Annotated in this window: 5 protein-coding genes; 3 read left to right on the plus strand and 2 right to left on the minus strand. The window is 75.1% G+C overall.

Translation table 11 applies throughout. From position 1 onward, the window contains the following. Positions 1 to 184: 184 nt before the first annotated feature. Complete coding sequence (locus P1P70_RS37490) at positions 185 to 679, minus strand: SUKH-3 domain-containing protein (RefSeq protein WP_319245728.1); 495 nt, start codon at positions 677 to 679, stop codon at positions 185 to 187. Between the two features lie 81 nt (positions 680 to 760). Then, positions 761 to 1,261 carry a YwqJ-related putative deaminase gene (locus P1P70_RS37495; RefSeq protein WP_319245729.1) on the minus strand — a complete coding sequence of 167 codons (501 nt, stop codon included), beginning with the start codon at positions 1,259 to 1,261 and terminating at the stop codon, positions 761 to 763. Between the two features lie 324 nt (positions 1,262 to 1,585). On the opposite strand from P1P70_RS37495, the gene P1P70_RS37500 reads away from it, so the two are divergent. The 3 genes from P1P70_RS37500 (at position 1,586) to P1P70_RS37510 (ending at position 6,694) form a co-directional block, all read left to right on the plus strand. Next, positions 1,586 to 2,587 carry an SMI1/KNR4 family protein gene (locus tag P1P70_RS37500; RefSeq protein ID WP_319245731.1) on the plus strand — a complete coding sequence of 334 codons (1,002 nt, stop codon included), beginning with the start codon at positions 1,586 to 1,588 and terminating at the stop codon, positions 2,585 to 2,587. A 7-nt stretch (positions 2,588 to 2,594) separates the two neighbouring features. Continuing rightward, complete coding sequence (locus tag P1P70_RS37505; RefSeq protein WP_319245733.1) at positions 2,595 to 5,591, plus strand: SUKH-4 family immunity protein; 2,997 nt, start codon at positions 2,595 to 2,597, stop codon at positions 5,589 to 5,591. 227 nt (positions 5,592 to 5,818) lie between these two features. After that, on the plus strand, positions 5,819 to 6,694 hold the full coding sequence (locus P1P70_RS37510; protein ID WP_319245735.1) for a cellulose-binding protein: 876 nt from the start codon (positions 5,819 to 5,821) through the stop codon (positions 6,692 to 6,694). Positions 6,695 to 6,721: the final 27 nt, after the last annotated feature.

Here is a 6,721-nt window from a genome sequence, read left to right on the forward strand (position 1 = left end):
GCCGAGCGGGGGGAACGGGTTGCTCGGGATGAAGGAGCGGGTGGCCGAGCTGGGGGGTGTGTTCGTGTCCGGGCCTACGGATGCCGGGGGGTTTCGGGTGTCCGCGGTGATTCCGGCGGCGTAGGGGCGCCTCCCCCGGCGGCGTGACGGTCCGCGGCTGGGTGCGGATGCCGCGGCCTGGAGTTCAGCCCGCTGTCAGGCGGGTGGGGGTCGTGCCGGTCAGGAGGGTGGTGAGGGCTGTGTCGATGGTGGGGCCCAGGTACCAGTCGCCGGTGTGGTCGAGGGCGTAGGTGCGGCCCTCGGTGTCGATGGCGACGAGGGCGCGGGTGGCGGTCTCGTGGCCGAGGGGGCAGACCTCGGTGTCGAGGGCGCGGCCGAGGTCGCCGAGGGTGCGGGCCATGTGGAGGCCGTGCAGCGGGTCGAGGTGCAGGTCGACGGGGGCGAGTCGGCGGCCGGGGCCCTGGGCGGTGAGGCGGAGACCGCCGAACTCGGCCCAGGCCTCGACGGCGGCCGGGAAGACCGCGTGGCGGTGGCCGGCGGGGGAGGTGTGCTCGCGCAGGGTGTCGGCCCAGATCTCGGCCTGCTTTATGTCCCAGTGTCCCGGCTGCCATCCGGCGGCGCGCAGGGCGGCGTCGACGGGGACGGAGAAGCGCGTGGTGGAGGTGCGGTCTGTGTGCATCTGCCCTTTGTTCGTCGGTGGTTCGTCGGTGGTGCGAAGACGGTTCGTGTCTTCTGACGCGTGCTGCGGGTGCCGGGGTTCCTAGTGGTCCTGGGTCGGGTCCACGACGCGGACGCCGAAGTGGGCGCTGAGGGCCGCGCAGGAGCGGCAGGGCGTGGCGAACGCGCCGTGCAGGGGGTCGCCGTCCTCGCGGATGTGGCGGGTGGTGAGCTTGGCCTGCTTGAGGGCCTTGCGGGCCTCGCCGTTGGACATGGGTCTGCGGGCGGCGCGCCTGCTGCGGGCCGCGTCGGCGCCGGTGATGTGGCGGGAGATGAGGATGGCCTCGGCGCAGCGGCCGGTGAAGCGGTCGCGCCGGTCGGTGGCGAGGGAGTCGAGGAACTCCTGGACCAGGGGGTGCAGGGGCGGCGCCTGGTCGCCGCGGGCGGCGGTGCCGGTGAGGGTCTCGCCGCGTACGGAGAGGGCGGCGGCCACGGTCGGCAGGATGCCGTCGCGGCGGTGGAGGAGGGCGGGAGCGTGCGGCTGTTCCGCGGTGCTCCAGCCGATGCGGGGGTCGCCCGAAGGTCCCGCCTGCGTCGCGCTCATGATCGTGATCCCCTCCTGTTGCATCCCCCGCCCGGGCACACAGAGTGCCAAACGGCGTGGCCGGTGCGGAAGCTGGGGCAGGACGACACGCCCGGTCTTCGGCGTTGCGTGAGGGTGGTGTGACGGCTGGTCACGGTGGCGGAGGCCCGATGACCGGTGTCGCCGTACCGCATAGGCTGTCGACAACCGCGATCCGTTCGGTCTTGCGATCGAGGGCGGACAGAACAGGCCGTACCAGGGCCTTTTCTGCTGTCGGAGAGCAGTACGACACAGCGAAAACGCAGCCAGAACAGGTCTCACAGAACGCCGCAGGGGGCTACCGCCATGACGACAGGTCGGCTCGGGCAGCAAGCCGCGCCGCCGAACGCGGCCTACGCCGGGCAGGTCGTGCAGTTTCCGGACCCGGTCCGGGCGGCGCGTCATCCGAGGGGTGTCCGTGTTGACGCGCACGGCTTTCCGGACTTCTCGCCCTACGCGCGCGCCGCGGCGGAGATCGCCGATCCCCCGGAGGGGTTCGGGGTGGACGAGCTGAGGTTGACGGACTACGTGTCCGCGAACGCGGCGCTGGCGGCGTCCGGACACGAACTGTGGGACACGATCCCGCCGGTGGCGACGCCGCACGGCTGGACGTGGCACCACGCGCCGGGCGGCCGGCGGCTGGAGCTGGTGCCGGTCGAGGTGAAGGCGCTGCTGCGGCACCACGGTGGTATCGCGACGGCACGCGTCGACCAGCACAAGCGCGGCACGCGGCCGTTGCAGGAGACCCGGCCGGCGCACTTCGGGCTGCCGAAGTCGTCGGCGGTGGCGGTGACCGAGACGCAGGTGCAGGGGGTCGAGGAGGACCTCGGGTACCGGTTGCCGGGCGCGTACCGGTCGTTCCTCAAGGCGGCGGGCGGGTGCGCTCCCGTGGGGGCGGCGCTGGACGCGGAGTTGGGGCTGCTGGTCGACCAGCCGTTCTTCACGGTGCGGGACGAGGCCGCGGTCAACGACCTGGTCTACGTCAACAAGTGTCTGCGGGACCACCTCACCAAGGACTATCTGGCCGTGGCGTTCGTGCAGGGCGGGATCCTCGCGGTGAAGGTGAAGGGCGACCGGATCGGGTCGGTCTGGTTCTGCGCGTACGACGACGCCCGTGACGTCGATCCGTCGTGGTCGCCGGCCGCGCGGGTGGAGCGGTTGCTGCTCCCCGCCGGTGAGGACTTCGACACGTTCCTGTCCCGGCTGGCGGGCAATCCGCCGGAACTGGAGACGGTGGCCAACCTGATGGTGGACGGTGGCTTCGCGCGTGCCGTACCGGTCGCCGCGGCGTCCTCGGTGGGGGAGTGAGTTTTCGATGGTGACGTTCGCTCAGGCGCAGGAGCGCGCCGAGGAGTGGATCAACGGCGACCTGCCGGGCTACCAGCACCGTGAGGTGCGGGTGCGGGAGTTCGAGCTCGGGTTCGTGGTGTGGGCGGAGGACCGGGCGGACGGCCCGCGTTCCGACGGCGGCGCGCAGCGGCTGGTGATCGCCCGGGACAGCGGGGAGGCCACGCTGTGGCCGTCGCTGCCGGTGGGTGAGGTGATCCGCCGCTTCGAGGAGGAGTACGGCCGTACGGAGGCGGCTCCGGCCGCCGCGCCGGCGCCTCCGGCGCGGGTGGACCTGAACCAGACGTCGTTCCTGCTGACTCCGCCGGAGTGGTTGCAGGACGCGGCGGACCGGATGGGGATTCCGGACCACCGAGCGGGTGCGGGTGCGGGTGCGGGCTCCGGGTTCGGCTCTGGTGCCGGTGCGTCCGATGGGGCCGGGTCCCGTCCGGCCGCGGCTGCCGCCGCTGCTTCCGGTGCAGGTACGGGTGGTTCCGGTTCCCTGGGGGCCAACGGGGTGTCCGGGAGCGGTGGTTCGCTGCCCGAGACGATGGCGGGTCCGGTCGGGCAGTCGCCCTCGGTCGGCCGTGGGGCGCCCGACGCACCGGCCGACGCCACGCCGTGGCCGGCCGCCGCCTCGGCGGACGACGAGGTGCGCGACGCGGTGCCGCTGAGGGACGCCGAACCGCACGACGCGGTGCCCGCCGGGGCGACCCCGTGGGCCGGTACGGACACCAACGCGGAGGCCGAGGACGACCGTTCCGTGCCGCTGCCGGACACGGTGTTCGCGCCCCAGCTGTCCGAGGTGAGCGACACGGACGACGCCCCGCCGCCCAGCGCGCTGCCGGAGGCCAAGACGGCGCTGATCTCCGGCGGCAGCCAGCTCCCGCGTACGACGGTGGCGCCGGCCCTCGGCTCCCCCGGCCCCGACGCGGGCGCACCGGGCGGCCCCGCGCAGCCGCCACAGCAGCCTCCGTCACCACAGCAGCCTCCGTCCGGCCCGGGGACCCCGCCGCCGGGCGCGTCGCAGCCGTACGGCTATCCGCAGGGACCCGGTGCTCCGCAGGGACCCGGCGCGCCGCAGGGCGGACCGCAGGGGCCGGGGACCCCGCCGCCCGGTGCGCCGTCGTACGGCTATCCGCAGGGTCCGGGTGGGCCTCAGGGGCCCGGTACGCCGCCTCCGGGGCCCTCGCTCGCGCCCCACGCCGGTGACATCGCCGACGCCGCCACCAGCAAGGCCGCGCCGCCGCCGCGCCGGGGCGGTGCGGCCGGTGCGCCGCCGCCTCCGGCTCCGCCCGGGGCCCCCGGGACGCCGGGTGCCCGTCCGGGCGCCACGCCTCCGCCGCAGTCCGGTCCCGGAGTTCCGGGCACCCCGGCGGGCGGGTACGTGCCGACCCAGCTGGTCTCCTCCCTCGGGCCGGACGGCCTGGGAGGCCCGGGCGCTCCCGGTCAGCCGGGTGGCCCCGGCGGTCCTGGCGGCCCTGGCACGCCGGGTGCTCCTGGTGCCCCTGGTGCGCCGAATCCGCCCGGTGGTACGCCTGCTGGTGGTGTGCATCACGCGGCGACGATGCTGGCCGGGCCCGCCGTGGGCGGCCCGGGTGCGCCGCTGCCGCCGGGGCCTCCCGGGGCCCCGGGTCAGCCGGGCACTCCGCATGCCCCTGGCGCGCCGGGTGCCCCTGGTGCTCCTGGTGCGCCGAATCCGCCTGGTGGTACGCCCGCCGGTGGTGTGCACCATGCGGCGACGATGCTGGCCGGGCCCGCCGTGGGCGGCCCCGGTGCGCCCGGTGCTCCGGGGACGCCGCCGGGTGCCCCCGGACCCGTGCACCACGCCGAGACGATGCTGGCCGGGCCGCCGCTCGCTGGTCCCGGTGCGCCCGGCGCCCCGCAGCCGCCCGGTCCGCCAGGGATGCCGCCGGGGGCCCACGGGATGCCCGGACAGCCGATGCCCGGTCAGCCGGGGCCGCCGATGGGGGCTCCGCCGGCGTACGGCTATCCGCAGCCGCCCGCGGGGCAGCCGACCGTGGGCCCCGGCTACCAGGCCGTCCTGCGCTTCCGGGCGCCGGACGGGTCCGAGCAGCAGGTGATCCGGCGTTCGGCGCCGGGTACGCCGCACCCGGAGTGGCAGATCTTCCACGAGCTGCGCGGGATGAACATCCCGCCGGAGGCCGTGCTGGAGCTGCACACCGAGTTGGAGTCGTGCGAGCTGCCCGGGGCGTACTGCGCGCGGATGATCCGTGAGCAGTGGCCGAACGCGCGCATCACCTCCATCGCCCCGTACGGCAAGGACCACGCGAGCCGGCAGCAGGGCATGGCCCAACTCCTCGCTCACCAGGGCGAGTTGCACCAGGTCGCGGACGGTCCCGCGCGGCCCGCGCCGGTGCGGGCGCCGTTGCCGCCGGTGCAGCCGGCGCCGCCGGTCCCGCCGGAGGTGATCGGGCAGGAGCTGGCGGCGGCGTTCGGGCCGGGGGTGTTCCGGTTCGACCAGCAGGCGGTGTCGCGGCAGGGTGTTCCGCCGATCGTGGCGCACACCCTGGTCGTCGCCGGACTGCCGGTGGACATGGGTCCCTTCTTCTGGGCGCAGGCCCAGCCGGGCCGTCCGGTGCCGACGCTGGCGGAGCTGGCGCAGGAGCGGGGGGTGCAGCCGGCGGCCGACGCGGGCTCGTACCTCGTCATGGGCAGCGACTTCGGCAAGGCGCTGTGTGTGCAGTACGGCACGGCGAACATCGTGGCCGTGCCGGTGGAGGCGGGGCCGGGCGGTGCGCCCGTACCGCCGCAGTTCGTGAACACGGGCCTGCCCGAGTTCGCGCGCTGTCTGGCTCTGCTCGGCCGGATGTGGCGGCTGCGGTTCGGCCTCAACCAGGAGCAGGCGGGCCGCTGGACCGTCGACTTCCAGGCGCAGCTCGCCGCGCTCGACCCGGCGGCGCTCGCGTCGCCGGAGAGCTGGTGGTCGGTGCTGCTGGAGGAGATGTGGGACGGGTTGTTGTGACCCGTCGCGGCTGACCGCCCGCCACGTCGGCAGCCCGCCGTCCGCATGACACGAGGGCCCGGCCCGGACACGTAGGTGATCCGGGCCGGGCCCTCGCGCGTGTCCGTGTCCGGCCGTCTGCTCCCGTGACCTCGCACGGAGTGTCGCGTTATGAACCTTTTGGTCCGATCCATCAAGATGTGGCGCGAAATCATCATTTCGTGTGCGTCCGGCGGAGAGGGCCCAGCATGAGCAGCGCACCGACGGCACCCCATGACTTCGAATTCGACGTCGTACGGCGTGGTTACCGTCCCGACGAGGTCGACGCCCACGCGGCGGCCCTCTCCAGGGACCGGGACGCCGCCTGGGAGCGGGCCGCCCGGCTGACCGTGCTGGCCCGGGAGATGGGCACGGACCTCGACCTGCTGCGCGAGACGGTCGCCGGGCTCCGTCCGCAGACGTACGAGGCGCTCGGCGGGCGGGCGCGGGAGCTGTTCGAGCTCGGTGTCGCGGAGGGCGAGGCCGTCCGCGAGGGCGGGCGCGACGACGCCCGGCGGATCGTCGCCGACGCGGAGGAGGCCGGGCAGCGGCTGCGGGGGGCTGCGCAGGCCTACGCCGACAAGGTGCGGGGCGAGGCCGAGGAGCGGGCCCGGCAGGTGCTGCTGGCGGCCCAGACCGAGGCCGACGAGCTGCGGATCGAGGCCCGGCGTGTGGTGAAGGAGGGGCGGGGCGAGGCGTTGGCCACGCTGCGGGAGACGCGGGAGCGGGCGGAGGGGATGCTCACGGAGCTCCAGAAGGAGTACGACGCGCGGGTGGCCGGGATCGAGCGGGAGGTGGCCGAGCGGGAGGCCGCGTTCGACGCGGGGCTGGCGGACCGGGCGGCTCGGGCGGAGGCGGAGCTTGTCGCGGCCGAGCGGGGGTTCGCCGAGGCGGAGGCCGATGTGGTGCGGATGGGGGAGGAGGCGGAGGAGCGGGCCGCGGAGGCGTTGGCGGAGGCGCGGCGGCGGGAGGAGTGGGTGGCTCGGGAGACCGAGAGGGTGTTGCGGGAGCATGGGGAGAGGTGGGACGAGGTTCGGGCGCACATGGACTGCATCCGGGAGAGTTTGTCGGCGCTGACCGAGTAGGGCTGCGGGGGTGGTGCGGGGGGTGCG

This window comes from Streptomyces sp. MB09-02B (genome assembly GCF_033794485.1).
Taxonomy (GTDB): Bacteria; Actinomycetota; Actinomycetes; order Streptomycetales; family Streptomycetaceae; genus Streptomyces.